Genomic DNA, 25,381 nt, shown 5'->3' with positions numbered 1-25,381 from the left:
CCTGCAGTTAACACTGTGGTAATACTTTTGCCCTTATCAAATAAAGGCAAATTGGATTTACGAAACTCTTTTAAAAGAGCGGCACTCACGGTGTTCGCCTTAACCATCAGCATACTTTCGTATGCACAAACAGGAAAAATTTCTGGAAAAATAACGGATAAAACCACAGGTCAAACTTTGGTTGGTTTATCAGTGCTAATAGAAGGTACATCAATCGGTACAACGAGTGATGCCGACGGAAATTATGTTTTAAATACTGTTAAACCTGGAACTTACAGGATAAGTTTTTCATTTATTTCCTTTAAAAAACAAATTATTCCTAATGTAAAAGTTACTCCAGGGAAAACAACCATCATTGATGTAGTGATGGAAGATGATCAATCAACACTTAACGATGTTGTAATTACTGGCGCCAGAAAAACGGGTACCGAAGTATCGTTATTAGCAGAGTTGAAAAAGTCTCAATCTATAGCGAATGGTGTATCATCACAAACCATTCAAAGATCTGGAGATACAGATGCTGCACAAGTTGTAAAACGTGTTCCTGGTATTACCATTGTTGATAATCGCTTTATTAATATTCGTGGTTTAGCTGAGCGATACAATAATGTTCAATTAAATAATGTAACGGCACCAAGTTTAGAAACTGATGTAAGATCTTTTTCATTCGATTTAATTCCGAGCAATCAAATAGATCGCGTATTGGTGTTTAAAAGTCCTTCTGCTGATATCCCTGCTGATTTTGCCGGAGGTGTGGTAAAAGTTTTTCTTAAAAGTATTCCTGATGATGATCGTTTAACGATTGATTATGGTACAAGTTATCGCCAGAATGCAACTTTTAAAGATTTTAAGAGAACCAACACCGGAAGTTTATATTTCACTGGTTTCAACACCGGAGATAATGATCTGCCTGTAAACTTTCCTTCAAATCTGAATGGTGTAAATGCCAGTAGGTTAAATGCAGCTGGTCATGCCCTGAGAAACAATTGGGTGCCTGATGTAAATACGGCCAATCTTGATCAGAAACTGAATATTTACGGTAGTAAACGATTCAATATCAATAATAAATTATTAGGTAACATCACCGCCATTACTTACAGCAACAGCAAAACAAATAATGCTGTTTTTAGAGGGAATTACGAGGTTTATGATCCCGTTTCACAAATTGCTGAAGAAAATTACAGATATAATGATGATCAGTACACTTATAATGTACGTTTAGGTGTGGTTCATAACTGGGCATTTAAATTAGATAACAACAATACATTCGAATTTAAAAACTTATATAATCAATTGAGTACATCTCAATATGTAAGTAGGATGGGTGCTGAAAAACAACAAGAGTATGCAAATTTTGCTTCTAACGTTTTATATCGTGGTATTTATTCTGGTCAACTATCTGGAACGCATAAATTTAATGAAGAACATACCAAATTTGATTGGGTAGCCGGTTATAGTAAATCTTTCAGAGATCAGCCAGATTATTCACGTTACAGAACATTGGCTAACGGAGATGGTACATTTAATATTTTCGTGCCAACGGGTGGTGCTCAACCAGAATTTTTAGGAAGATTTTATTCTAAAATGAATGAAGACATCAAAACCGGTGCATTTAATGTAGAACAGGCACTGGCTCCAAAATCAGAAGGTTTTAAACCATCGGTAAAGGTTGGAGGTTATTATGAAGATAAACAAAGAACATTTTCTTCAAGAAATATAGGTTACGTAAGGGCAAACTCATTAAATTTTGATCAGTCATTGTTGAAAGGAAGCATTGAAGAACTTTTCGATTGGAAAAATATAAATACTACGACAGGAATAAGACTGGATGAAAAATCAAATCCTTACGATAACTATGATGCTTCGAACAAACTTTTTGCCGGATATGCTAATTTTGTATTGCCATATAAAGATAAGCTAACCATTGTAGCCGGGGCAAGAGTTGAAAATAATGTTCAAAAGCTAAACAGCTTTAATGCTGATGGGCCTGTTAATGTAAATAATGATATTACCAGGGTACTTCCTTCTGCAAACTTACAGTTCAATTTAACTGAAAAATCATTATTCAGATTGGCTTATGGCAAAACGCTGAACAGACCAGAATTCAGAGAGATTGCACCCTTCTCATTTTATGATTTTGACCAAAATTTTAACGTTGCTGGTAATCCTAACTTAAAAACTGCGAAGATTGATAATTACGATTTAAAATATGAGTTTTATCCATCATCAGGTGAGTTAATCAGTGTTTCAGGTTTTTATAAAAAGTTTAAGGATGCTATTGAAATGACTGCAATACCAGGTTCTAATGCGCAGTCTTTTAATTTTAACAATGCTCAAAATGTAAGAAATGTTGGGGTAGAGTTAGAAATGCGCAAATCATTAGCGGGTATTAGCGACAGCAAATTCTTAAATGATATCACCTTAACGTTAAATGCTTCTTACATCAATAGTAAAGTAATGTTCGAGGGTGCTAATGCTATTGGTCAATCAAATGATCGCCCAATGCAAGGTCAATCGCCTTACATTATTAATGCCGCTGTATTTTATAATAACATCAAATCTAAATTTCAGGTTAATCTTCTTTACAATGTTTCTGGCAAGCGTATCGCATTCGTTGGTACAGACTTAATCAGGGATATTTATGAAATGCCACGAAATGTAGTCGACGTGGTGGTTACTAAAAACTTCACCAACAAACTTTCTTTAAAAGCCAACTTCAACGATTTGCTGAATCAAAACTTCACGTTGATGCAAGATGGAAATCAGGATGGCAAATTTGATCAATCGGTAGATCAGGTTACCGCACAATTTAAAAGTGGTCGCCAGGTTGGACTAACACTTTCTTATAAATTATTTTAAAAAACTTATAAAGACATAAAAAACGAAAAAATGAATATGAAAAAGCTCTACAAGCCAAAATTTGGTACTAACGGCCTTAAAACAATAATGTTTGTTTTGGCAGGAACGTTAATTTTTAGTTCATGTAAAAAAACTACTATTATTGAATATAATGAGGCAGGAACTAATACAGGAGGAGGAACAGTTGTTAATCCAACTACAGGATTTACTAAACCGGTAGTAGAAGTGGCAGCTGGTAGCATCACTGTTAATACAAGATGGACGAAGGACAATATCTACAGGCTTAATGGTTTTGTAAGAGTAGGAAGGGATCCTAAAAATAAAGCTGGTTTAGCAGCTGTTGAAGGTATTACCTTAACCATTGAAGCTGGTACAGTGATTATTGGTGATCGCGAAACAAAGGGTACTTTAGTGGTACAAAGAGGTAATAAATTAATTGCTGAAGGTACTGCATCTCAGCCTATTATTTTTACTTCAGAACGTGCAGCAGGTTTACGTGAGCCAGGAGATTGGGGTGGTGTGGTATTATGTGGAAAAGCAACCAACAATCAAGCTGGTGGCGAGGCAGAATTAGAAGGTGCTTATGAAGGCTGGCATGGTGGTACTGTTGATACAGATAACTCTGGTATTTTAAAATATGTTAGAATTGATTATGCAGGTACGCCAATTAATCCAAATCAGGAAGTTAACTCTTTAACAATGGGTTCGGTAGGTTCAGGAACTGTAATTGATTACATACAATGTTCTTACGGACTGGATGATGCTTTTGAGTGGTTCGGTGGAACAGTTAACGTAAAACACTTAATCGCCTATCGTGGTCTTGATGATGATTTTGACGTTGATTTCGGTTTCCGTGGTACAGTTCAGTTTGCTGTTGGTATTCGTGATGCAAATTCTGCAGATCAATCTGGATCTAATGGTTTTGAAGTGGATAACGATGGAACGGGTTCAAGCGTTGCACCTTATACTTCTCCACAGTTTTCAAACGTAACGATCATCGGTCCAAAGAAAGACAGAACTAAAACGATCTCTACTCAATTTCAAAATGCAATGCATTTGAGAAGAAATAATAAAATTAAAATTTATAATTCAGTTTTCACAGCATATCCTAACGGATTGTTTATTGATGGTTCTACAACTTTAGCAAATGCTGCAGCTGGTGAACTGGTATTGAGAAACAATGTTCTTGCAGGAGTAGATGGCTGGGGTGCAAATGGTTATGGAACTGGCGGAACAACTACATTCCCAAATCCAATTGGAGTTGAAACTAAATCAACAGGTAATGTTGGTGCTCAAGCCATTGATGTTTGGTTCAAAACAGCTGCTTTCGGTAATGAAACTTATTCTAAATGGGAAGATACAGGTATTGATGGTAGCATTTTTGATTTAGGCGCTACACCTAAATTTACCTTAAACACTGGATCGATACTATTAGCTGGTGCAAATTTCACTGGTTTAACTGGTTTTGATGTGGTAAGTCACCGTGGTGCATTTGGAACTACAGACTGGTCATCAGGTTGGGCTAATTTCACACCTCAAACTAATGTATACTAATAATTAATCAATTATATTCAGAAAGGCCAGATAGCGATATCTGGCCTTTTTGCATTTAGGTGTTTTATTTTCCAAATTCATATAGCATGTATGCCAGTAAATCATTCTTCATGAAATCTTCATCTTTCAAAAGTAGCTTTATCACGTCATTAAGCCACATTTCAGGCCGCTCAATCGAGCGTTAACTCACTATGTCTTAATTATTTATTTTATGTTAATTTATGAATGATATTTAATTTATTGTTAACATTTATTTAACATTTCTATTGTTGTTTTGTGCCAAATAAAAACAACAAAAAATGAAATCACGTTTACTATTCTTATTTGGTATTGTATTGTTGTTTGTTACTGCTGCTCATGCACAGGTGACAACAGCCAGTATAAATGGAAAGATAAAAGATGAAAAGGGCATTATTCCAGGTGCCACCATTGTTATGGTACACATTCCTACGGGTACAGTGTCTAAAGCATCATCAAATGAAACAGGTCTTTACCGCATCGGCAACTTAAATCCTGGTGGCCCATACAAAATCACCGTAACCTACGTAGGTTACAGCCCGGTTGTAAAAGACAATATCTATTTAGCACTAGGTGCTGATCAAAAACTTGATATTGATATTCAGGAACAAGGCAGTCAGCTCGCTGAAGTAAGTGTTAGGGGACAGAAAGGGCCAACCAAATCTGGTGCAGGTACGAGTATTGGCGAGGGACAAATCAAAACCATGCCGACGATGAACCGCAGTTTGCAGGATGTTACCCGTGTAACCCCACAAGGTAGCAAAGACAATACTTTCGGCGGAACAAATTTTAGGTATAATAACGTCACTATCGATGGTGCCATAAATAATGATGCCATTGGTTTTAGTCCTTCTTTGGGTGGTCAAAGTGGTAGTTCGGGGATGCCGGGAAGCAGTACCCGTACCAATCCGGTTTCGTTAGATGCGATTCAGGATGTTACGGTATTGCTTGCTCCTTATGATGTTAAGATCGGTAATTTTTTAGGTGGAAGTATTAATGCCGTAACCCGTGGCGGTACCAATGAGGTAACAGGATCTGTTTATGGCTATGGCCGTAATGCCTCGCTGATTGGTAGAAATAAAATTGGCGATAATGCTAAAGAGCCTTCTGCCTTTCACGATTATCAAACCGGTTTCCGTGTGGGTTTCCCGATAATAAAAGATAAGCTGTTCTTCTTTACTAATGAAGAAATTACCCGTCGTCAGGATCCGGTTATTTTAGGTGCGGGTTCTCCGGATGGTATTATTACACTTTCTCAGGCGCAACAGCTATCAGATCGTATGAAAAATGCTTATGGTTTAGATGCGGGTGCTTATGGAGATTACAATATCTACTCTCAATCTAACAAATTCTTTAATCGGTTAGATTGGAACGTCAGTGAAAGTACGCAGTTGACCATCAGAAATAATACCATTGTTTCGAAGGCAACCAATTTAGAGAGAGACCAATCTAATTTCAGATTTGGAGGAATAGATTTTAAGCAGAATAATAATCAAAGTTCAACAGTTGCTGATTTAAAAACAAGGTTTAATAATTCTGCTACAAATAACCTGATTTTAGGTTATTCAACTGTACATGATTTCCGTACGCCGCTTTCTGATCCTGCTATTCCACAAATTGAAATTGGCTCGAATGGCGGTACTATTTTCCTGGGTACTGATAGAGAAGCAAGTATTTTTAATATGAAACAAAATACTTTTGAGTTAACTGATAACTACTCATTCAGCAAAGGCATTCATAGTTTTACAGTTGGTACGCACAACGAATTTTATAAAATTAATTACGGTTTCATGAATGCATGGAACGGAAGGATAGCTTACGAGACTGTTGATGACTTCTTAAATAACAGACCAAAAAGGGTTCGTACAAGTTTTGATTACGCTGATAACTCCCGCGATAATATTATTGCAAATCCAACAGCTAAATTCAATGTTAATCTTTACAGCGTTTATGGTCAGGATGAAATGCGTTTGAGTGATAAATTTAAGCTTACATTAGGTTTGCGTTTCGATATGGCTGATTTACCTACTATGCCAACTTTAAGTAGTAAAACAACCAACTCACCAGTTGATCCTAACTATGGTACAACTTATACCTATACCCAACCTTCAGCCATTAATAATAAGTTTTTAAACAAAGTTCAGATTTCACCAAGATTAGGTTTTAATTTCGATGCATTGGGTGATCAAAGTTTGATTGTACGCGGTGGTAGTGGTTTATTTACCAGTCGTGTACCTTTTGCCTGGTTAGGTTACGCTTATTATAATAATGGTGTAAATTATGGTGCCTATGATCTTAAACCTGCAACAGGAAACAAGGTGGTGACGCAAGTACCGGGTAGCGATCCAATTAAAGATGCTTTAACCGGAAATGGCGAAGCAGGATACGCCGCTAAACAAGGTGTAAATATTAATGATGCCAATGGTGCAACTCAGGTTGATTTGGTGGATAATAACTTCAAAATGCCAAAGGCCTGGAGAAGTAACTTAGCTTTTGATTTCAGAACTCAGGACAACTGGAAGTTTACTGTAGAAGGAATTTACAGCAGGGTAATTAAAGATATCGCATTTCAGCAAATTAACTATGTAGATAATCCAACTTACATGGCTTATGATACGCAACACCAGCAGCCGATTTATTCTGGAGCAAAAATAAATTCAAAATATACAAACGCTTATCTATTATCAAATACTGATAAAGGATATAAATATTCATTAACAGGTCAAGTGAGTAAATCTTTACCATTTGGTTTAGATGTGATGGTGGCTTATACTTATGGACAGTCAAAAGATATTGCCAATGGTATTCGTAATTCTATGGAATCTAACTGGCAATTAAATCAATCGTTAAGTCCTAATAATCCGGGTTTGGCATATTCTAACTTTGATGTTCGTAACCGGATTATTTCTACTTTGAATTATAGATTAGACTGGGCTAAAAACAGTAAATACGTAAGTAACTTCTCCATTTTCTTTAGTGCACAGTCTGGTGCTCCTTACTCTTTAGGGTTTGTAAATTCTACAATTAATAATACCGGACAAACAGTTAGTTTAGCTTATATTCCTGCTGTTGGTGAAACATCGAAATTCTTTTCATCAACAAACCAGGCGCAAGCTGCAGCATTTGATGCTTATATAGATGGAGATAAATATTTGAGTACACGCAGGGGGCAATTTACCGAGCGTAATGGTGCGCGTACACCATGGAATGTTCAGGCTGATTTTAGATTCTCGCAGGATATTCAGGTAGCTAAAGGGAAACATCCACATGTTTTAACCTTAACTTATGATATTGTAAACCTAACCAATTTAGTGAATAAAGATTGGGGGATTCAGTATTTCTCTCCAAATACATTCAACTCAATGGCTAGTGTAGGAATTAAGGTAGCTACTGCCGGAACACCAACTGCATATCCGGTTTATAACTTTGCACAAAAGGATGTAACATCTTATTCGAGAGACTTCTTTGCCTCACGTTATCAGATGCAATTGGGGTTAAGATATAGCTTTTAGCTTTTTTTATAAATACGAAATGCCCTGTTAGTTTAACTAGCAGGGCATTTTTGATTTTATTTTGCTTCAAGTTCTTCCGTTACCGGAGTCTTTGTTTTCTTTGCTACTACAGGTTTAGCTATTTTCTCTTTCGGAACTACAACCGGAGCTACTTCCTCTTTAATAAATGGCTCAATAGAATCATTTAGAGGTTTCAAACTGATCTTTTTCGAAAGTTGTTTAGTAAACTTCTCTATTACTTTCTCCGTTTTTTTAGCTTTACCAAATTGAGCGAGAACTTCGTTAAATGCAGTTGTTAATTTGGTTTCTAATTCTTTACGTATTTTTTTACTCGCCGAACTATTCTTCGACTTAGATTTATGCTTCTTCATTTAACTTATTTTGTATTTCTCCAAAGATAAAAGATCGCTAAGTTAAATTAATATTATTATTATGTTAACTCTACACCTATGAGTTAACATGCAAGATATTTACTGTAAATTGATTGATAAACAAGAAATAGACGATTTATTATAGCAGCTATGAACTATCCAATAATTATTGCCGTGTCCATTTTAGTTTTAATACTGATCGTTTTCTTAATCAAAAGGAATTTAAAAGATAAAAAGAAATTTGAAGAGGAGGTAATAGACACCGAACTCCCACCAGAAAAAGACGATAAGGAGAATATTTAAAACGATGTTCCCTCTGCGATATCGCCGCCCAAATCTAAGGTGTTCTGAAAAGCTTCCAGGTAACCCAAAAGATGTCTTTCTGCATTAGCATAGGAGTTAAAGGTAGATGCGGGTACATTGGGATCTGAAGCTACTTTGTTTTTGAAATGTAGGTTTACCTGAAATGTAAAGGTATCTACGGCATTAAGAGGTGACATTATTCTTGCCTTTACGGCATGGCCATGAATATTTACAAAAAATTCTTTAATTATAGTATATATAACAGCCGACATAATATTTAATTTAGATTGAACTTATAGTTAGTGACCGCTAAAAGTAGATTAAAACGCTTATAGTTTACGTAGTTATTGATAAGATAACATTCTTTTAACATTAACTTAACTTGTTTGGTAGCGGAAAATTAACTGGTACTTACTTATTAACGGGTTCGTAAGCATACACAATTTCGTATTTCAGGTATTTCAGTTTCTGCGCAATCTGACCAATTTTTAAATCCTGCAGTTGTGGGGTAGGTTCACAGAAAGAGTATTGTTTCCCTTTATAGTTCACCGTATTACCAACTGGTTTATCAAGATTTACGGCAATGGTGAGGTGTTCAGGATAAAGCACTGCAACCATAGGTAAGTTGTAAATTTCCTTAACTAAATAAAAGAAAAGAGCAGCCCGATCATCGCAATCGCTGTATTTGCTCAGTAATGTTTGTTCAGGTGCATTGCGTTTTTCTTTGCCAGAGTTTTCTTCATCATCTTCATATAGAAATGCGTAGCGGGTAAACCGCATTAAATAATCAATGCCTTTTTTCTGATCCATCTTTTTCAGATTCTCGTTTAAAGTAGGGATCAATGAACTGTAAGTTTCTCTGCTTAATGGAATATTGAAATAGCTTTCAAAATCTACAACAGGATAATTTTTGAAAATGTTTTGTACCTCGTTGTTCAACTTTAATTTAAAATGATAGCTTTTTTGTTGGTAGCTGAACTCAATATTCTTTTCTTCGTAATGCTCTGGATTGAAATCTGGCATGCGGGTTACTTTGTAAGAAAACTGATTTTTAGCTTCGGCAATAGGAATATTTATCGGGATATAAGCATTGGCCTGTTTGAATAACTTGCCATAGTCATGATAGTTTAAACACATATATTTTTTGCCGTCGATCATGAAAAAAGGAATGTCGCTGATGTCTTCGTCATTCCTGACATAAAATATCACCTGATCATTGCCTACGGCCAGGCGGGCATCATAACCACATTTGTTCAGGAGAAACCACTTGTATAGCGTATATCGAAAATAGTTATCGGCTTTCGGACTGATCTGTTCTGCTACTTTCCGAATCATCTGATAGTAAATCCAATCATTCAAGTGATGTTTATCCTGATAAGATTTTATAGCAGCAACCACTTCTCTGTAGTTGCCGGCAGATATTTTGTTATAAAACTGATAAATGCTAGCTGAGGACGCAAACGTTGATACTGGTAGAAACAGAGAAGAATCAGCGGTGAAATTAAAGGTGTCACCATAAAAATCGAAAGAATAGTTTTGTCCCTTTACCGTAACGAAATTCATCGTAAGGCAAACAAACAAAAAAGTCTTTATAAAATATGTTGATATCCCGCTTTTCAAATCGCTCCATATTTGGTTATACTAAATTTACATATAATTAACCTTAAAGCAACAATTTCTTTATGTTAAACAGTTAGACGGATTTAATAAGAAATTCATATTGGAATGTTTCAGGATTTTTTTAATCCTTTCTTAAGGAATAAAGGCTGTTTCTAAGGTGTTTTAGTAATGAATTATTACAGTTTTTACAATCAATATCAATGAGTTGAATGGGTTTACCTATGCTGATTTTTAATTGATGTCCGTTTTTATTAAATAACTCAGAGATCAGTTTCGCCGTTTGTAACGATGGGTGGATCAATTTTAACAAGCTAAAGAACATACCGTTATTGCCATAAAAATAAATCGGTAAAATAGGGACGTTTGCCTTTGAAATAATTTTACCTACTACCGGATGCCATTCCCTGTCGGTAATCTGATTTTTTCTGAATTTATACGAAGAAACTTCACCAGCAGGAAAAATAGCCACCGGACTCCCATCTTTTAACACTTTCAAAGTTGTTTTTAACCCGCTGATACTTGATGAATCCTGTACTTTTTCAAATGGATTAACAGCAATGATGCATTTTTCCAGATTTGGAATTTTCTTTAGCAAAAAGTTACCCATAAACATGGTGTCGGGGCGATGATTGGCAAGGGTACTCAATAAAGCTAAAGATTCTATTGCACCATATGGATGGTTTGCAATGGCGATAAAAGCACCATCTTTTGGGATATGCGCCAAATCTTCATCACTAATTTGAATGCTTACCCCTAAAACATTTAAAATATGTTTAGCAAATTTTTCTCCTTCTAAAGAATTTGCATCCCTGATCATTCCATTGAAATTATTAATTTTCAAAAACCGCATTAAAAAGGAAGCGAGACCCGGAATAGGAACATTGCAAATGCCAGTTGCTTTAGAGAAATTTTCTTTTGAAATTATGTTCATAAATTATAGTCCAGCGTTTATTCAATTTGAAAATCAGATCTATAAAAATGATTTTTAATTTGAGCTATATAGAAGAGAAGGAAACACGTTATAATGATTAATAACAGGTTTAATACAGCTCATGCAGCGTGATTAAAGGTATGAGAATAAGTGGAGTTATCAGGTTAATTCTTTGATAAGAAATTAATGCAGCATATTCAATAAATAACATTTCATTAATATCAATTTAACAAGCCAACTATACTTTTGTGGCATAAATATTTGGTTAGTATTTATAAAGTTTAGGTTAGTTGATAAGAAAAAACCCAGATGGATGTCTGGGTTTTTTTGCTTTTCTATAAATTCTTGCCAAGTTTTTCAATCATCTCTGGCGGGATATTATGGGTATCTACCACCAGGAAGCCATCCAGACAATCAGAGAACTTAGGGTCGATGTTAAAGGAGATGATTTTCGCATTTAGATTCATATACTGCCTTAACAATACAGGTATTTTAATGTGCGAATTTTCAATGTCGCCTATAATGCTATCCAGATCTTTAAATGATTCACTGCTATCTACTAAGGTATCTGTAGAGATTGGCAATAAATCGGCTTTGAATTTGTTTCTTGGTTTAACATATTTAGCCATTTCATAATCGAAGTGGTTTTTAGTGATGTAATTCACAATTAGCGCCTTACTAAATTTAGAGAAGTTATTGCTAATGCTCACCGGACCAAACATGTAACGGTATTGCGGATTATCCAGTAAATATTTTAAAATGCCTTTCCATAGCAAAAATAAGGGGAGCGGTTTACCCTGGTATTCTTTTCTAATCCATGATCTACCCAATTCAATGCCTTGTTTCAACATCGGGTAAAACTGATCTTTTATTTTAAAAAGTTCAGAAAGGTAAAAACCACGACGGCCCATACTTTCTAAAATCTCATCGCCTTTGCCAATGCGATAAGCACCAACAATGTTTTCTAAATCCCTGTCCCAGATAAATAAGTGATTATAATAAATATCATAGTTATCCAGATCTATCTTCTTATTGGTTCCTTCTCCAACTTCGCGGAAGGTAATTTCCCTTAAACGGCCAATCTCTCTTAAAATATTAGGAATTTTTAGGGTAGGCACGATGTAAACTTCATAGTTTTTTTCTGTCCAGACTTTAAAATCCTCAAGTGTTTCTATTTCCGTTTTAATTAAGATCCGGGAAGTTTCTTCAATTACTTCAGCTGGCTTCTTTTTAATTTTAAAAAGCTTTAAAGGATTAAAAAGTTTCTTTTCTTTATCTAAGCCAATGCCTAAGGCATAAGTACGTGCTCTTAAAAAGTCCATTAGCTTATTGCTGCTGTTCATATGTGATACTTCAGCAGGTGCAATTGCTTTTCCAATTCTAACCTGAATGGTTAAACCTTGTTTGTTCAAAAATTCGGAAGGTAATTTTGCAGTTCTTAAGGTTGGGTGAATAAAACTCAGGATATTAAACAACACGCCATTGTTACCATGGAAATAAATTGGAACAACCGGAACTTTCGCTTTTGCAATTAATTTTCCTACCACCGGGTGCCATAACCTGTCGGTAACCTGTTGGGCATCTAATTTAAAGGTAGAAACTTCGCCCGCAGGGAAAATGCCGATGGGGGTGCCGCTTCTTAGCAGATCGAAAGTTGTTTTTAAACCGCTGATGCTCGAAGAGTGCTGAACGTTTTCGAAAGGGTTAACGGCAACGAAAAATTCGTCAAGATTAGGTATTTTCTTTAAGATGAAATTCACCATCACCTTCGCATCAGGGCGAACGGTACATAAAAGTTTAACCAAAGCTAATCCTTCAACACCGCCATAAGGGTGATTGGCTATTGCAATGAACGGGCCTGTTTTTGGAATACATTTTAAATCGTCTTCATCAAATTCGATAGAGACGCCAATAGTTTCGAGTATTTTATCTACAAATTCTAAGCCTTTAAAGTGTTGGTTTTGGGCAAAAACATCGTTGATGTCGTTTAGCTTCATGATTTCCATTATCAAACCGGCTAAACCTGGCACACCTAGTTTATCTATCTTAGTTGCTTTGGCAAACTCAGATGTAGTGATGATCTTCATATAAAATTCTTAGGTTGTTGATCTGCAAAACCTAGTTCGTTTTGCAATTTCAAAAATAAGATTTATATTCAAATAAAAATGTCATAACATTTATCGATGAGAATTTGGCTCAATAAATACTTCGGTTTCACTAAAAGTGAATTCAACGGATTGATTTTTTTGCTTTCCATCCTGTTTCTTCTCAAAATTATACCTTATCTATATGTATACTTTAAGCCTGTAACGCAGAATGATCCAAATCTTCTTGCACAAATTCAGAAAATCGAACTTACAGACGATCGCAATTTTTATCCTGTTAGAGACAGGATTGAACATGCAGGAACGATAAAAGCAGAGAAACTTTTTAATTTTGATCCCAATACTTTAACCATTGAAGGTTGGCAAAGTTTAGGTTTATCACCAAAGCAAGCACAATCAATTGTTAATTATACGCAAAAGGGGGGTAAGTTTTACAAGCCTGAAGATTTGCAGAAAATGTACACCATTTCGCCGGAGCGTTATGCAAAGCTTTTGCCGTTTGTTCAAATTAAAACAAGTGCCTCCAGCTACCCTCAAAATAATTTGGCTTATGACAAAAAGCCTTATCTAAAGAAAACCCTTCAAATAGTTGATATTAACACCGCAGATTCTGCTCAACTTGATGAAATTAAAGGAGTGGGTGGTGCCTTTGCCACACGAATTTTAAAATATCGCGAACGTTTGGGCGGCTTTCATCATAAGGAGCAGCTTATGGAAGTTTATGGACTGGATTCTACAAAATACCAGGAAATTAAAGATCAGATTTCAATGAGTAGCGTTGCGCTTAAAGTAGTAAATGTGAACACAGCGGTGTTTGATGATTTGAAGAGAAATCCTTACTTATCTTATAAGCAGATTAATGCCATTATCCAATATAGAAAGCAGCATGGAAACTATTCGGGGCTATCCGATTTAAGTAAGGTTCTGATTTTAAACCAGGGTATCATTAATAAAATTGCACCTTATATTTCCTTTTAAAAAGCTAAACATTAAACAGATGAAATAGTATTTCAATTGCTATTTTTAAATTTTATCATAAATTTTAACTTCGGATTCATTTTTTCTAATTGCCGTTGTGAGAAAAATAAAAAAACTTTTATTGTAGAATGTGTTGGTTTAAAATTAACCGATTAAGTAATTGAACTGAATACCATTTCATTCTGTAATTGTGCAAATATTTAATGGTAATTAACCATCAATTAATTGTTTATCATTGCTGGAAACTAACTTAAATATAAATTCAATGAGCGTAAGCTTTAATTTTTCAGAGACAGAAACTCAGCAAAGTGTAAAAGCGATGGTTCGCGATTTTGCAGAGAAAAATATTCGTCCTCATATCATGGAATGGGATGAAGCACAGCATTTTCCTGTAGAGCTTTTTAAACAGCTTGGCGATTTGGGTTTAATGGGTGTATTGGTTCCTGAAGAATATGGTGGTTCTGGTTTGGGCTACCAGGAATATGTTGATGTAATAGTAGAAGTAGCCAGGGTTTGTGGTTCTATTGGTTTATCATTAGCGGCGCATAATTCGCTTTGTACTGGTCATATTCTGGCTTTTGCAAGTGAAGAGCAGAAGCAGAAATGGTTGCCGAAGCTTGCTACCGCTGAATGGATTGGTGCCTGGGGATTAACTGAAGCCAACACTGGTTCTGATGCATTAAGAATGATGACAACTGCAGTTGAAGATGGTGACGACTACATTATAAACGGGGCGAAAAACTGGATTACCCATGGAAAAAGTGGTGATATCGCCGTGGTGATGGTGAGAACGGGAGAGAAAGGAAGCTCTAAAGGGATTTCTGCTATTGTTGTGGAGCGTGGTACACCAGGCTTTTCAGCAGGGAAGAAAGAAAATAAGTTAGGGATGCGGGCATCAGAAACCACTGAAATGATTTTTGATAATTGCCGTGTGCCGAAAGCCAATTTATTAGGTAATGTTGGCGATGGCTTTAAACAGGCAATGAAAGTTTTAGATGGTGGAAGAATTTCTATTGCTGCACTGGCTTTAGGAATTGCTAGAGGTGCATTCGATGCAGCAGTTGCGTATTCGAAACAACGGCAGCAATTTGGTCAGCCTATTTCCAGCTTCCAGGCCATCAGCTTTAAGCTGGCTGATATGGCAACAGAAATAGAAGCCGCGGAATTATTAATCCGTCAGGCAGCAGATTTGAAAAACCGGCACTTGCCTATGACCAAAGAATCGGCAATGGCGAAATATTTTGCTTCAGAGGTTTCTGTTAAAGTAGCTACAGAAGCTGTTCAGATTTTTGGAGGTTATGGATACACGAAAGATTTCCCGGTAGAGAAGTTTTATCGAGATAGTAAATTATGTACAATAGGAGAGGGCACTTCGGAAATTCAGAAGATTGTAATCGCGAGAGAAATATTGTCTTGAGGTAAAAGCTGAAGCTAAAAGACTAAAGCTAAAAGTTGAAAGACTGAAGCTGAAAGACTAAAGCTGAAAGACTAAAGGTAAAAGTTGAAAGACTAAAGGTAAAAGAATAAAGCTAAAAGATTAAAGAAAGATAAGTGCAGATCTGATTGTATAAGAAACAACAAACCAAATATATTATGAGTAATCCGGAAGGTTGAATTACCTCCGGATTTTTTGTTTTTCTAAAACCAGCCTTACCTAGTGATGTTTTTAGACTAAAGACTAAAGACTATTGCGGTGTTTCTTTAGCAGATACGATGCGATCGACTACGTATACACTAAAACCCCGCCAGGGCAGTGTACTTTTATATTCTTTATAATGCAACTCGTAGAACTTGCCACTGTTGGCCATCATTTGATTTGCGATCTCCTCGTTAGAAATTGAAAATTCGAACTCATTATTCTGAAGTGTGCCCGCTTGTTTTGACCGGATACCACTTTGAATAAGTTTTCCTTCATAAGTTTTAAAGAGATAACCTTTTTTAACTACGTAATTAAGCTCGCCAGCCTTAACTCCTTCTCCAAAAACAAAGAAATAGCGGTAATAGCAAATGGCAGCGACTACAATAACCAATAGTACTGCAACAATGGAGATAACTTTTTTGCCTGTTGTCATATTTATATAGTATGTATCAATAAAAGTACTTAAACAATAGGATAAACAATTGGTTCTTAGAAATAAAAAACTTTTTAAAAATCTTTCTCATTTTCAATTATTTACTTACATTTGCAGCCCCGATAGAACGGGAAAATTTAAAAACCACGAGAGGAGGTATTTCAGCGTTATGATCATTATCAACATTAAAGACGGCGAATCATTAGATAAAGCCCTTAAACGTTTCAAGAAAAAGTTTGAAAAAACTGGTGTATTGAGAGAACTACGTAGTCGCCAAGCATACGAGAAAAAATCCGTTGCTCGTCGTACTGAAATTAAACATGCTGTTTACATTCAGAATATGAATCAAGACACAACTTCATAGTTGTTCAAGATATAGTTATTAGAGCCTTTCGATGTTACATCGAAAGGCTTTTTTGTGTTTATAGCTTTTGAGAAACTTTGATTAAACAATTATTTAATCATTTCTTTATATCAAAACAATTTGTAACTTCATATTAATGCCCCAAAATGATATTGAATGTTAATAAACAGTTTTATAGTCTATTTAACTCACGAGAAACGTTATTCTAAACATACCGTTTTGTCCTATCAAACTGATTTGGCTCAGTTTAAAGAATATATCAATAAAACATATGATCTAACCATAACTGATGTAAAACATACCCATCTTCGCAGTTACATGGTAGCGTTGATGGAAGATAAAAAATCTGAGACTACCATTAACAGAAAAACATCTGTACTCAGAAGTTTTTACAAGTTTTTATTGCGGGAAGGTAAACTGGAACAAAATCCTACAACACTTCTTAAGGCGCCAAAAATTCCGAAGCGACTGCCTGTGTTCGTTGATTCGCAGAAAATGGATCAATTATTGGATTCAGAAAATTATTTTGATGAAAGTTTCCCATCCTTGAGAGATCACCTGGTTATCGAATTGCTTTTTGGTACCGGTATCCGTTTGGCAGAATTAATTTCGCTAAAAGAAACCGATGTAGATATTTATACTGGCACAATTAAAGTTTTGGGTAAAAGGAATAAGGAAAGAATTATTCCGGTTGCTAAACCACTTATTAATCAGTTAAATACCTACATTGAGCAAAAAAAGTTACAAAACTTCGATAACAATTTGCTCAACTTAATCGTTACCAATACAGGTGCTGTGGCATATCCGAAGCTGATTTATCGCATTGTTACCTCATACCTAAACCATATATCAACCAATGACAAAAAAAGCCCACATGTGCTGCGGCACAGTTATGCAACCACGCTGCTGAATGCAGGCGCAGACTTAAATGCGATTAAAGAACTTTTGGGGCATGCGAGTTTAGCTGCTACCCAGGTTTACACACACAATTCTATCGAAAGATTAAAAACAATTTATAAACAAGCCCATCCAAAGGCATAAAAAAAGGAGGAAAAATGAAAATCGGAGTTCAATCAATCCACTTCAGTGCAGACAGTAAGTTGTTAGAGTTTATTCAGAAGAAGGCGAACAAGCTGGATCAGTTTTTTGATCAGATCATTAGTGGAGAAGTATATCTAAAGTTAGAGAATGTAGAACACGAAGCCAATAAAATTAGTGAGATAAAACTGATTGTACCTGGCGGAACACTCTTTGCAAAAGAACAATGTAAATCATTTGAGGAGGCTACGGATTTAGCAATTGAATCGCTAAGGAAGCAGATTACCAAACATAAAGATAAAACACGTGCAAAATTAAGCGAACATAAAGCAATTTTAAGTGAAAGCGAAGCATCTGATTACTAAGTAAGTATTGCTTTAAAACATAAAATTGAAAATAGCGAACTAAAAAAGTTCGCTATTTTTTTTCAAATTTATTTTGATGTGAAATATAAGTGTGTATATTTGCATTCCCTTTCAGAAACGGTGTTAAGCCAAGAAGAAAAGGTTAGTTCTTTAAAAAGATAAACTTTTAAAAAAAACACGTTAATAGTATGAAAAATGAAGATTTTTCGTATCATTGCACAAATTTAAAAGCCTCCTTAGCTCAGCTGGTAGAGCAACTGACTTGTAATCAGTAGGTCATTGGTTCGATTCCGATAGGAGGCTCTTTTATTTTAAGGTGTCAACATTTTAAGATAAAGATGGGGGGATTCCAGAGCGGCCAAATGGGACAGACTGTAACTCTGTTATCGCAAGATTTCGAAGGTTCGAATCCTTCTCCCCCCACCAATTTATTTTAGATTGTAGATTGACGATTTTAGATTGGAACATTCAATCGTAATTCGTAAATTAAAAATCTAAAATTAATAAGCGGAAGTAGCTCAGTTGGTAGAGCGATAGCCTTCCAAGCTATAGGTCGCGAGTTCGAACCTCGTCTTCCGCTCTTAAAATAAGTTGAGTAGTTGGCAATTGACGGTTTGCAGTTACTAATAACTGGCAGCTGAAAACTGGAAACTAAATAGCCGACTTAGCTCAGCGGTAGAGCACTTCCTTGGTAAGGAAGAGGTCATGGGTTCAATTCCCATAGTTGGCTCAGGTATAATAAAGCTTTGTTAAATCTGTTAAAAATACAGAAGAGGCAAGGTTTTTTGTGTTGGAAAAACAATAATTAAAAATAATAAAAAGTTAACCTACTAATTAGTTATAAATAAAATGGCAAAAGAAAAATTTGACCGCAGTAAACCGCACTTAAACATCGGTACAATCGGTCACGTCGATCACGGTAAAACAACTTTAACAGCAGCTATTACAAAAGTTTTGGCTGATGCAGGTTTATCTGAGGCACGTTCATTCGATTCAATTGACTCTGCTCCAGAGGAAAAAGAAAGAGGTATTACAATCAATACAGCTCACGTTGAGTATTCAACGGCTAACCGTCACTATGCACACGTTGACTGTCCAGGTCACGCGGATTACGTGAAAAACATGGTTACAGGTGCTGCTCAAATGGACGGTGCAATTATCGTTGTTGCTGCTACTGATGGTCCAATGCCACAAACTCGTGAGCACATCTTATTGGCTCGCCAGGTAGGTGTTCCTTCATTAGTTGTATTCATGAATAAAGTGGATATGGTTGATGATCCAGAATTATTAGAATTAGTTGAAATGGAAGTTCGTGAATTATTATCGTTCTACGATTTCCCAGGTGATGATATTCCAGTAATCCAAGGTTCTGCATTAGGTGGGTTAAATGGTGATGCTAAATGGGTTGGTAAAATCATGGAATTAATGGATGCTGTTGATAGCTACATTCCAATTCCTCCACGTTTAACTGAACTTCCTTTCTTAATGCCTGTTGAAGATGTATTCTCAATTACTGGTCGTGGTACTGTTGCTACTGGTCGTATTGAGCGTGGTGTAATCAACTCTGGAGATCCTGTTGAGATCTTAGGTATGGGTGCTGAGAACTTAAAATCTACAGTAACTGGTGTTGAGATGTTCCGTAAAATTTTAGATTACGGTGAAGCTGGTGATAACGTAGGTTTATTGTTACGTGGTATTGAGAAAGCTGATATCCGTCGTGGTATGGTAATCTGTAAACCAGGTTCAGTAACTCCTCACGCTGATTTCAAAGCTGAGATCTATGTATTATCGAAAGCAGAAGGTGGTCGTCACACACCATTCTTTAACAAATACCGTCCTCAATTCTATTTCCGTACTACAGATGTAACTGGTGAAATTTCACTAGCTGAAGGAACTGAAATGGTAATGCCAGGTGATAACGTTACAATCTCTGTAAAATTGATTTCTCCTATCGCAATGGAAAAAGGTCTACGTTTCGCTATCCGTGAAGGTGGTAGAACAGTAGGTGCTGGTCAGGTAACTGAAATCTTAGCTTAGTATTAAGCAATTAGCTTAAGGCTTAAAGCCGAAAGCTTTTTATAAAAGTCTAAAAGCATAGCGTGTTGGGTTAGTTTATTAACTTTCAGCTTTATGCTTTTAGCTTCTTACACGGGAATAGTTCAACGGTAGAATAGAGGTCTCCAAAACCTTTGATCAGGGTTCGAATCCTTGTTCCCGTGCCAAAAATAATGATTGAATTAGTGAATATTTTAATGATTGAATGTATTTACGTTCTCTCAATCACTAACTCAATCATTTAATCATTATAATAAATATGGCTAAAGTAGTTGAGTTTATAAAAGAATCATACGATGAAATGACCAGTAAGGTGACATGGCCTACCTGGGGAGAGCTTCAAAATTCTGCGATTCTTGTGTTAGTAGCTTCTTTGATCATTGCATTGGTTATTTTTGCAATGGATAAAGGATCTACCTTTGTATTGGATACTTTTTATAAATCACTTTCTAATTAATATTTACTAATGAGCGATCTAAAGTGGTACGTTGTAAGGGCGGTTAGCGGTAAAGAAAAGAAGGTAAAACAATACATTGATGCTGAGATCAGCCGTTTAGGTTTCTCTCATTTGGTTCCACAGGTATTAATCCCGATGGAAAAATATTACCAAATGAAAGACGGTAAAAAAATTGCTAAAGAGCGTAATTTTTATCCTGGCTACGTTTTAATTGAAGCTACGCTTGATGGAGAGTTAGAACACATCATTAAAGGAATTAATAGTGTTATTGGTTTCTTAGGTGATAAAGCTGGTAATCCAATCCCAATGCGCCAGGCAGAGGTAAACCGTATTTTAGGTGTGGTTGATGAAATGAGCGAACAGGGTGAAACCATGAACGTTCCTTATTATGTGGGCGAAGGCATTAAAGTTATGGATGGACCTTTCAATGGTTTCTCTGGTATTATCGAAGAGGTAAACGAAGAGAAGAAAAAACTAAAAGTAATGGTTAAAATTTTCGGCCGTAAAACTCCGTTAGAGCTTAATTATATGCAAGTAGAAAAAGAGTAAGCAGATCTACGATTGTAGATTTCAGATTTACGATTTTAAAATATAAAAAGCTTTCCTCAAAAGGGAAAGCTTTTTCTGTTTAGTGTAATTTGAAAAGACATTTCGTGTAATAAAGTAAGTAGTTGGTGTAAAAAAATATTTCTTATTAATTTATTTAACTTATTTCAGGTATACCTCATTCCTAAATCTATTCTTTATCTAATCAACTACTCAAATGAGGAAAAACTATGTTTTGTTAAAGCAGTATGGACTTGCCTTAACTTTATTACTAACTACCACTATTATTATTTATTCCTGTAAAAAGGACTTGGGATCATCTCAACTTTCAAATGCTGAATTAAGTGATTTGCGGAACTGGTATGAATCTAATTCTGGCAAAGTGATCAATGACAGATTTCAAAAGATGAAACCGATTTGGGATGATGTTTTTGTTAGCGATCACGATGATCAGCTTGTTTATGAATTAAATCTGGAGAATCCAGATCAGGTATTTCAGGTAATTAATGCTACTGTTGTGAAAGAGAAAAGCAGCACTAACAGAAACCTGATCAAGCTACTTATTTTTAAAAATAAAAAAACATCAAAAATCGATTACGGTGTTTATCAGTCTATTTTAAATGAAGGCAGTTTATTAAATTTAGAGCAGCTTCATTATAAACAAATGAATGGCCTAAGTGGAAAAGTAATGTATTATAATTTTGATGGCAGCTTTTCTAATGGCTGGAATTATGCTTCGGGTGAAGTGACCAATAGTATTCAGCCTATCGAGCAATCTATTTATCTGAATGCACAATTGGATCGGCTAAGTAGGAATCAGCAAAAGGAAACGTCTAGCAAAGAGAAATTACAGCTTGCTTATCCTGATGAATGCATTGGCAAGATTACTGAATATGGTGTAGCCTGTGCCGGTGTTGAAGGTTACATGGTATGCAATGTCTACGAAAAAGGAAGTTCATATTTCAATGCCTGCGGGGGTGGGAATGGAAAAGGAGGCAACAGCGGAGGCTATCAGCCGCCCGGCGGGGGTGGTACTCCATATTTTGATTGCGCAGGTGTTAAAAACGGCAAAGCTATTGAGTCGCCCTGTGGTTGCATTGGCGGGACTACTGGATTGGAAAGTTGTGGGCAGAGGGAAATTAAAGATAGTGTTCAAAATGATTGTATTAAAGCGCAGTTGTTAATTGCAAAAAATGCTAAAACAACGATAAGGAATATGTTAAATGATGAATTTGGTGCAAATAATTTCAATGATCGTGATATTGTTTTTTACGATATAACTACTTTACCAGATGCAATATCTGGGACTACTCATGGAAATAGCGCATTTTCGTTTATAATTAATTTAAACAAAAACACTTTGCCACAACGATCTAAAGAGTATATTCTGTCGACAATATATCATGAGATTTTGCATGCATATATGGACACACAAATCGGAAAAGATACTTCCGGTAATTATTTGATTTCTAATCAGCATCAAACTATGGCCGATAAGTATGTGCTTTTGATGACTGGGGCTCTCAAAATTGCATTTCCTAATATTAGCGATCGGGATGCTTGGGCGTTGTCTTGGGGAGGTTTAGAAGAAACTCCATTTTATACAACAAAATTGTCCGCAATTGAACGGGCAGAGATTCAAAATTTGAATGATAGACATCGGAAAAATACAGATGCTAATTTGAGACATGGTACTTATTGTAATTAGAAAAATATGAAAGGAGTAGTCATTAGTATATGTTTATTGCTAGGTTTTGTAAACATATCTTCTTCCCAACAGCTAAATGTTTATGATGAGTCGGCACCAGTCTCTATTATCTCTTTAAAACAAAAGACAGATATTCGGATTTCAATTTTAAAAAGATTCGATAAATATATTAAAAGCGAAGCATTGTTTAAGATGCCTAAGAATAATATGGTTTTGATTTCTGTAGCTCTTTTTGTTGATTCGTTAGGTAATATTAAGAACGTTTTCTTCTCAGGTAATGTATTAAGAGATAAATCCACAATCATTATTGTGAACGATAATTTGATTTATGACTTAAAAAAAATGCCAGTGGATGATCCTATTTATAGAAATAAGATATTAATTTTTCCAATACTTTTTAAAAGGCCTCAGGATGACAAAATTTCTAATTTGAATGAATTTTTAAAAGATTTTTCATCTTTATGGCCAGTAATTAATACGGATAGCAAACATGAAATGGTATTGTTACAACCATTTATAAATGATTTCTTTGACCCTATAAATTAGATTTGATTTTAACTTTTTCTGATTTAGCTAGTTTAAATATAAAATATACGGTAATCCATAAACAAGTTTGATCATATCTCACATAAATTTCTACTAACCTTTTATAGGAATATAAAATTAGATCTGGCTTTCTAAAAAGAAAAGATTAAAAGTAATGGTTAAGATTTTCGGTCGTAAACCTTCGTTAGTGCTTAACTTGATACCGTTGATCCTGGAACCCCACAAAATTTTATAGATAATGTAAATTCGGCGTTTTCAGCGATCCAGGCAAAGTATGGTATTACAGCAGCTGAACGGAATACATTTAATCTGGCAAATTTAAATTCCAATAACAAACTTTCTACAACTGGTTGCAATTAAAATTAGTATGATGAGATATTTAATTATTTTTGGAGTATTTAGCTCGATACTTTTTAATATACACAAGGTAAGAGCTCAAGTAAAAGGAGATACTGTTTATTACCTCTTAGATACGGCTGCAATACCTGCAAAAGATAGAATATTCACATTCGAAAGGGAGGGGCCTTTTAAGTTGTATGTATTACAATGCAGATGTTATCCTTTTTTTAAAGACATTAGTTTTTTTTATAGTACGGAGCGGCATAAAAACAAAAAAATTAGCATTGAAGAATTTAGCAAGATTAAAACTGTTCCAATTACACAATTAATTGATATTGCAGTGAAATGCCTGCCACCTGCAGATTGGACGAAATATAAATTTGTATTTATCGAGCCCGACGGAGAAAACATGAGGTTAATAGATATGGCATTAGCGGCCCCGTACAATCCCAGAAAAGTTAATTCAATTGAAAAGATAAAAAGGTTTTAGACTGCAAAATACCGCTGTAATTTAATTATATACAGGTAGAAAAAGAATAAGAAATTAATTGTTTAGATATTTAGAAAGCTTTCCTAAAAAGGGAAAGCTTTTTTTATTTTATCACTACTTAATAAGGCGGTTCGTGTAATAAAATAAGTAGTTAGTGTAAAAAAATATTTCCGATCAAATTATTTAACTTATTTCAGGTATACCTCATTCCTAAAACTATTCTTTATCTAATCAACGACTCAAATGAGGAAGGTAAAATCAAAGCTCCGAATGCTTCTAGAGCAAAAGCTAATGGCACTCTTGAAGCAAATAAAAGGATGCTAATGAAATCTTTAATTTTGTATTTTATTCTTTTTGTCAGTTGGGGGTGCAAAGCTCAACAAGAACAATCCAGGCAAAATTCCAATCTTGTAAAGATAACTTCTTTATTTTCTGAAGTACTTTACAACTTAGCAAATAGAAAAGATAATGTCGAAAAAAATGGTGCAACTATCTGCATTCCTCGCTTTTCTAAAGATGGAATGCAATATTTACCTAGTTTTTTAAGGGATGGAGGATTGAATCAACTTTCAGATAGTACAGAATGGCAATTTGTTAAAAGCTATCTAACAAAATCTAGAAATCTTCAACACCAGAGTTTTGAAAAATTAGAGGTTAGAAAAATTTTAAAAAGTAAAGGAGTTAATCTTTCAGATCGTTCGGGATTACGTATGGGATTTACTCCATTCATTTTAAACGAAGCAGAAAATAGGGCTTGTGTTATCTATTATGACTTTTTTTCGAATGCAGTTGGAGAAGGTGTAATTACAAATAGTATAATAGCTTTCTATAAATATGAAGATACAATATGGAAAAAAGTAGCCACATTACCACTTGCTATTGAATAGTCTAAGTGGGGGCTTAAAACATGACCGTTATAATTTTACTATACAGAATTATTAATCCGCTTTAGAATTTTTATATTAATAGGATACTAAAGGATTAAAAAAGAAAGGATACGTCAGGTTAATGCCTTATAACCAATCAACATGAAACTGTGACCGATAAGTATGTGCTTTTGATGACTTGGGCGCTCAAAATTGCTTTTCCAAACATTAGTGATTAGGAAGCTTGAGTCCTTAGCTGGGAAGGTTTAGAAAAAACTAATCTC

At 35.2% G+C, this 25,381-nt stretch carries 22 protein-coding genes and 5 tRNA genes; 21 read left to right on the top strand and 6 right to left on the bottom strand.

Translation table 11 applies throughout. The features are described 5' to 3' along the window. Positions 1-51: 51 nt before the first annotated feature. The 3 genes from ACN1CD_RS13800 (at position 52) to ACN1CD_RS13790 (ending at position 7,943) form a co-directional block, all read left to right on the top strand. Positions 52-2,859 carry a TonB-dependent receptor domain-containing protein gene (locus ACN1CD_RS13800; protein WP_419130970.1) on the top strand — a complete coding sequence of 936 codons (2,808 nt, stop codon included), beginning with the start codon at positions 52-54 and terminating at the stop codon, positions 2,857-2,859. Positions 2,860-2,895: 36 nt separating this feature from the next. After that, the gene (locus ACN1CD_RS13795) at positions 2,896-4,413 is read left to right on the top strand and encodes a hypothetical protein (protein WP_419130969.1); all 1,518 of its coding nucleotides are present in this window, start codon (positions 2,896-2,898) and stop codon (positions 4,411-4,413) included. 299 nt (positions 4,414-4,712) lie between these two features. Beyond that, on the top strand, positions 4,713-7,943 hold the full coding sequence (locus ACN1CD_RS13790) for a carboxypeptidase regulatory-like domain-containing protein (protein ID WP_419130968.1): 3,231 nt from the start codon (positions 4,713-4,715) through the stop codon (positions 7,941-7,943). A gap of 56 nt (positions 7,944-7,999) precedes the next feature. On the opposite strand, the gene ACN1CD_RS13785 is transcribed toward ACN1CD_RS13790, so the two are convergent. Beyond that, positions 8,000-8,314 (bottom strand): hypothetical protein, encoded by a 315-nt coding sequence (locus ACN1CD_RS13785; protein WP_419130967.1) that lies wholly within the window; start codon positions 8,312-8,314, stop codon positions 8,000-8,002. Between the two features lie 150 nt (positions 8,315-8,464). Between ACN1CD_RS13785 and ACN1CD_RS13780 the strand changes: the two genes are divergently transcribed. Then, positions 8,465-8,617 carry a hypothetical protein gene (locus ACN1CD_RS13780; RefSeq protein WP_419130966.1) on the top strand — a complete coding sequence of 51 codons (153 nt, stop codon included), beginning with the start codon at positions 8,465-8,467 and terminating at the stop codon, positions 8,615-8,617. Here ACN1CD_RS13780 and ACN1CD_RS13775 read toward each other — a convergent pair. From ACN1CD_RS13775 to ACN1CD_RS13760, 4 genes are all read right to left on the bottom strand, one after another. Next, a complete protein-coding gene (locus ACN1CD_RS13775) occupies positions 8,614-8,889 on the bottom strand; it encodes a hypothetical protein (RefSeq protein ID WP_419130965.1) in 276 nt (91 codons plus the stop codon). The two genes, ACN1CD_RS13780 and ACN1CD_RS13775, sit on opposite strands and share 4 nt — an antisense overlap. Before the next feature lie 139 nt (positions 8,890-9,028). Next, complete coding sequence (locus tag ACN1CD_RS13770; RefSeq protein WP_419130964.1) at positions 9,029-10,180, bottom strand: hypothetical protein; 1,152 nt, start codon at positions 10,178-10,180, stop codon at positions 9,029-9,031. A gap of 178 nt (positions 10,181-10,358) precedes the next feature. Continuing rightward, positions 10,359-11,168: a 1-acyl-sn-glycerol-3-phosphate acyltransferase gene (locus ACN1CD_RS13765; protein ID WP_419130963.1), complete on the bottom strand. Its 810-nt coding sequence runs from the start codon at positions 11,166-11,168 to the stop codon at positions 10,359-10,361. A 335-nt stretch (positions 11,169-11,503) separates the two neighbouring features. Next, a complete protein-coding gene (locus tag ACN1CD_RS13760; protein WP_419130962.1) occupies positions 11,504-13,255 on the bottom strand; it encodes a lysophospholipid acyltransferase family protein in 1,752 nt (583 codons plus the stop codon). Positions 13,256-13,351: 96 nt separating this feature from the next. Between ACN1CD_RS13760 and ACN1CD_RS13755 the strand changes: the two genes are divergently transcribed. Next, on the top strand, positions 13,352-14,251 hold the full coding sequence (locus ACN1CD_RS13755) for a ComEA family DNA-binding protein (RefSeq protein WP_419130961.1): 900 nt from the start codon (positions 13,352-13,354) through the stop codon (positions 14,249-14,251). A gap of 265 nt (positions 14,252-14,516) precedes the next feature. After that, positions 14,517-15,668, top strand: a complete 1,152-nt coding sequence (locus ACN1CD_RS13750; protein ID WP_419130960.1) for an acyl-CoA dehydrogenase — start codon at positions 14,517-14,519, stop codon at positions 15,666-15,668. A 268-nt stretch (positions 15,669-15,936) separates the two neighbouring features. Here ACN1CD_RS13750 and ACN1CD_RS13745 read toward each other — a convergent pair whose 3' ends face one another. Beyond that, a complete protein-coding gene (locus ACN1CD_RS13745) occupies positions 15,937-16,323 on the bottom strand; it encodes a hypothetical protein (protein ID WP_419130959.1) in 387 nt (128 codons plus the stop codon). Between the two features lie 169 nt (positions 16,324-16,492). Between ACN1CD_RS13745 and rpsU the strand changes: the two genes are divergently transcribed. The 15 genes from rpsU (at position 16,493) to ACN1CD_RS13670 (ending at position 25,118) form a co-directional block, all read left to right on the top strand. Next, complete coding sequence (rpsU, locus tag ACN1CD_RS13740) at positions 16,493-16,687, top strand: 30S ribosomal protein S21 (protein ID WP_010601088.1); 195 nt, start codon at positions 16,493-16,495, stop codon at positions 16,685-16,687. 156 nt (positions 16,688-16,843) lie between these two features. Further along, positions 16,844-17,728, top strand: coding sequence for a tyrosine-type recombinase/integrase (locus ACN1CD_RS13735; RefSeq protein WP_419130958.1), 885 nt, complete (start codon positions 16,844-16,846; stop codon positions 17,726-17,728). 14 nt (positions 17,729-17,742) lie between these two features. Beyond that, a complete protein-coding gene (gene hpf / locus ACN1CD_RS13730; RefSeq protein WP_419130957.1) occupies positions 17,743-18,090 on the top strand; it encodes a ribosome hibernation-promoting factor, HPF/YfiA family in 348 nt (115 codons plus the stop codon). A 230-nt stretch (positions 18,091-18,320) separates the two neighbouring features. After that, a tRNA-Thr gene (locus ACN1CD_RS13725) sits at positions 18,321-18,393 on the top strand. Between the two features lie 37 nt (positions 18,394-18,430). Continuing rightward, positions 18,431-18,516, top strand: a tRNA-Tyr gene (locus ACN1CD_RS13720). Positions 18,517-18,597: 81 nt separating this feature from the next. Beyond that, positions 18,598-18,670 (top strand) — tRNA-Gly (locus ACN1CD_RS13715). A 78-nt stretch (positions 18,671-18,748) separates the two neighbouring features. Next, a tRNA-Thr gene (locus ACN1CD_RS13710) sits at positions 18,749-18,820 on the top strand. 119 nt (positions 18,821-18,939) lie between these two features. Next, complete coding sequence (gene tuf, locus ACN1CD_RS13705) at positions 18,940-20,127, top strand: elongation factor Tu (protein WP_419130956.1); 1,188 nt, start codon at positions 18,940-18,942, stop codon at positions 20,125-20,127. A gap of 111 nt (positions 20,128-20,238) precedes the next feature. Beyond that, positions 20,239-20,312 (top strand) — tRNA-Trp (locus ACN1CD_RS13700). A gap of 92 nt (positions 20,313-20,404) precedes the next feature. Continuing rightward, positions 20,405-20,602, top strand: coding sequence for a preprotein translocase subunit SecE (gene secE / locus ACN1CD_RS13695; protein WP_320464182.1), 198 nt, complete (start codon positions 20,405-20,407; stop codon positions 20,600-20,602). A gap of 9 nt (positions 20,603-20,611) precedes the next feature. After that, a complete protein-coding gene (gene nusG / locus ACN1CD_RS13690; RefSeq protein WP_025143263.1) occupies positions 20,612-21,151 on the top strand; it encodes a transcription termination/antitermination protein NusG in 540 nt (179 codons plus the stop codon). A 214-nt stretch (positions 21,152-21,365) separates the two neighbouring features. Continuing rightward, complete coding sequence (locus ACN1CD_RS13685) at positions 21,366-22,856, top strand: hypothetical protein (protein ID WP_419130955.1); 1,491 nt, start codon at positions 21,366-21,368, stop codon at positions 22,854-22,856. A gap of 6 nt (positions 22,857-22,862) precedes the next feature. Beyond that, positions 22,863-23,402 carry a hypothetical protein gene (locus tag ACN1CD_RS13680; RefSeq protein ID WP_419130954.1) on the top strand — a complete coding sequence of 180 codons (540 nt, stop codon included), beginning with the start codon at positions 22,863-22,865 and terminating at the stop codon, positions 23,400-23,402. Between the two features lie 367 nt (positions 23,403-23,769). Then, positions 23,770-24,231: a hypothetical protein gene (locus tag ACN1CD_RS13675; protein WP_419130952.1), complete on the top strand. Its 462-nt coding sequence runs from the start codon at positions 23,770-23,772 to the stop codon at positions 24,229-24,231. 323 nt (positions 24,232-24,554) lie between these two features. After that, positions 24,555-25,118, top strand: a complete 564-nt coding sequence (locus ACN1CD_RS13670) for a hypothetical protein (protein WP_419130951.1) — start codon at positions 24,555-24,557, stop codon at positions 25,116-25,118. Positions 25,119-25,381: the final 263 nt, after the last annotated feature.

It is taken from the genome of Pedobacter sp. N23S346 (assembly GCF_048515415.1).
Classification (GTDB): Bacteria; Bacteroidota; Bacteroidia; order Sphingobacteriales; family Sphingobacteriaceae; genus Pedobacter.
This window is presented reverse-complemented; position numbering and strand designations above follow the sequence as displayed.

What these genes read in the sequence shown, in the direction of transcription:
- hpf (WP_419130957.1), top strand. Translation starts at nt 17,743, where the DNA reads ATGAAAATCGGAGTTCAATCAATCCACTTCAGTGCAGACAGTAAGTTG.
- ACN1CD_RS13755 (WP_419130961.1), top strand. Translation starts at nt 13,352, where the DNA reads ATGAGAATTTGGCTCAATAAATACTTCGGTTTCACTAAAAGTGAATTC.
- secE (WP_320464182.1), top strand. Translation starts at nt 20,405, where the DNA reads ATGGCTAAAGTAGTTGAGTTTATAAAAGAATCATACGATGAAATGACC.
- ACN1CD_RS13750 (WP_419130960.1), top strand. Translation starts at nt 14,517, where the DNA reads ATGAGCGTAAGCTTTAATTTTTCAGAGACAGAAACTCAGCAAAGTGTA.
- ACN1CD_RS13745 (WP_419130959.1), bottom strand. Translation starts at nt 16,323, where the DNA reads ATGACAACAGGCAAAAAAGTTATCTCCATTGTTGCAGTACTATTGGTT.
- ACN1CD_RS13760 (WP_419130962.1), bottom strand. Translation starts at nt 13,255, where the DNA reads ATGAAGATCATCACTACATCTGAGTTTGCCAAAGCAACTAAGATAGAT.
- ACN1CD_RS13795 (WP_419130969.1), top strand. Translation starts at nt 2,896, where the DNA reads ATGAAAAAGCTCTACAAGCCAAAATTTGGTACTAACGGCCTTAAAACA.
- ACN1CD_RS13780 (WP_419130966.1), top strand. Translation starts at nt 8,465, where the DNA reads ATGAACTATCCAATAATTATTGCCGTGTCCATTTTAGTTTTAATACTG.
- nusG (WP_025143263.1), top strand. Translation starts at nt 20,612, where the DNA reads ATGAGCGATCTAAAGTGGTACGTTGTAAGGGCGGTTAGCGGTAAAGAA.
- ACN1CD_RS13735 (WP_419130958.1), top strand. Translation starts at nt 16,844, where the DNA reads ATGTTAATAAACAGTTTTATAGTCTATTTAACTCACGAGAAACGTTAT.
- ACN1CD_RS13790 (WP_419130968.1), top strand. Translation starts at nt 4,713, where the DNA reads ATGAAATCACGTTTACTATTCTTATTTGGTATTGTATTGTTGTTTGTT.
- ACN1CD_RS13765 (WP_419130963.1), bottom strand. Translation starts at nt 11,168, where the DNA reads ATGAACATAATTTCAAAAGAAAATTTCTCTAAAGCAACTGGCATTTGC.
- rpsU (WP_010601088.1), top strand. Translation starts at nt 16,493, where the DNA reads ATGATCATTATCAACATTAAAGACGGCGAATCATTAGATAAAGCCCTT.
- ACN1CD_RS13685 (WP_419130955.1), top strand. Translation starts at nt 21,366, where the DNA reads ATGAGGAAAAACTATGTTTTGTTAAAGCAGTATGGACTTGCCTTAACT.
- ACN1CD_RS13680 (WP_419130954.1), top strand. Translation starts at nt 22,863, where the DNA reads ATGAAAGGAGTAGTCATTAGTATATGTTTATTGCTAGGTTTTGTAAAC.
- ACN1CD_RS13775 (WP_419130965.1), bottom strand. Translation starts at nt 8,889, where the DNA reads ATGTCGGCTGTTATATATACTATAATTAAAGAATTTTTTGTAAATATT.
- ACN1CD_RS13670 (WP_419130951.1), top strand. Translation starts at nt 24,555, where the DNA reads ATGAAATCTTTAATTTTGTATTTTATTCTTTTTGTCAGTTGGGGGTGC.
- ACN1CD_RS13675 (WP_419130952.1), top strand. Translation starts at nt 23,770, where the DNA reads ATGATGAGATATTTAATTATTTTTGGAGTATTTAGCTCGATACTTTTT.
- ACN1CD_RS13785 (WP_419130967.1), bottom strand. Translation starts at nt 8,314, where the DNA reads ATGAAGAAGCATAAATCTAAGTCGAAGAATAGTTCGGCGAGTAAAAAA.
- ACN1CD_RS13770 (WP_419130964.1), bottom strand. Translation starts at nt 10,180, where the DNA reads ATGAATTTCGTTACGGTAAAGGGACAAAACTATTCTTTCGATTTTTAT.
- tuf (WP_419130956.1), top strand. Translation starts at nt 18,940, where the DNA reads ATGGCAAAAGAAAAATTTGACCGCAGTAAACCGCACTTAAACATCGGT.